A 1258-nucleotide genomic window follows, 5' to 3' on the forward strand; every position below is an offset into this window, starting at 1 on the left:
AGGGGCCCGCTGGCACCGCCCAAGAACAGCCCGACTGGCTACCAGGAGCCCTGGATGATAGTCGGGCCGCTCCAGGCCCACGGGTCCCGACAGCCGCCGTTCAGATAGGCGCATTCAACTAGAATTCCACGAATACCTGAATTCCCCACGCGACCCTTCCTTTGCATTTCGCTCGGCCTATTCTTTCGTGCTTGCATTCTTTTTGCGACTTACACCCCTGCCGTTTGTCGACTTGCGGGGATTGGTCTCCGATCTGCGGAAATATGATTGCCGGATTGCCCAAAAATCCTAGAAATAATCGCCCGACGGTATTGATCCCTTGGGTGCGTGGAGGGATTATTAGTTATCGGCGCGTTGCGCCCGGCGCGCGGCGCTAAATCCCCCACTCACATGGAGTCCTCCATGTCGCATGACTTCTTTTCCTCATTCTTTTCCCGGGACATTCCGTCGATCGTTCCCGCCCAGTCCGCCACGGCTGAGGACATGGCGCGTGTCACCGAAGCGGACTGGGCCGCGATCGTCGACCACGCACACCGCCACTGCCGGAAGGTCGACGCATCCCGCTCCCGCAAGCGCGCCGACGGCAGCGCCACCATCGCCCGGGACGGATTCGGCACCTACGGCAGCGACGACGTGTCCGACGACATCGCCCAGGACGCGGTACTGATCTACGCCCGTCGGCTCGGGACGATCATCCGGAACTGCGCCGTCGCCTCCCTGAACGTCACCACCCGGGAACCCGACGGGTGGCAGTACCAGACCCAGGACGGCGAGACCTCCGTCGTGAACCGTGCCGTCATCCGCCGCTGGGCGGTCCACGACGCCGCCCAGCGCAACGGCTACCGCCCCCATCGCACCACCCCCGACGCCGACAACCCCGACACGGCCCGACGGCAGGCCGAGCATCTGGCGTCGGTGACCTATCTCGCCGGACTCTCCAACGTGATCTTCGCGATGGCGTGGGAAGACGGACGCGACTTCCCCACCCTGCGGCAGCTCCTCCACCTGGCAGGCCACGCCGAAGATCTTGGACGCGCCGGACTACTCGCCACCGTCGCCCAGCAGACCTACGGCGGCAAGTACGGATCACGCCGCGCCGTGATCAAAACCCGTGACGCCGCACTCGCGGAAGCACGCGAACTCACCAACCGCTGCGACGACATCCGCCGCAACCTCACCCACCGCGACCGACCCCACCGCGAACACCACACCGACGACTGAGACCACCCGCCCGGAGCCTCCGAGCAACCCAGCTCGG

At 65.1% G+C, this 1258-nt stretch carries 1 protein-coding gene; it reads left to right on the forward strand.

The genetic code is table 11. From position 1 onward, the window contains the following. Window positions 1-402: 402 nt before the first annotated feature. Window positions 403-1221, forward strand: coding sequence for a hypothetical protein (locus ALLO2_RS19965; protein WP_023842291.1), 819 nt, complete (start codon window positions 403-405; stop codon window positions 1219-1221). Window positions 1222-1258: the final 37 nt, after the last annotated feature.

This window comes from Frankia sp. Allo2 (assembly GCF_000733325.1).
Classification (GTDB): Bacteria; Actinomycetota; Actinomycetes; order Frankiales; family Frankiaceae; genus Frankia; species Frankia casuarinae.

What these genes read in the sequence shown, in the direction of transcription:
- ALLO2_RS19965 (WP_023842291.1), top strand. Translation starts at nt 403, where the DNA reads ATGTCGCATGACTTCTTTTCCTCATTCTTTTCCCGGGACATTCCGTCG.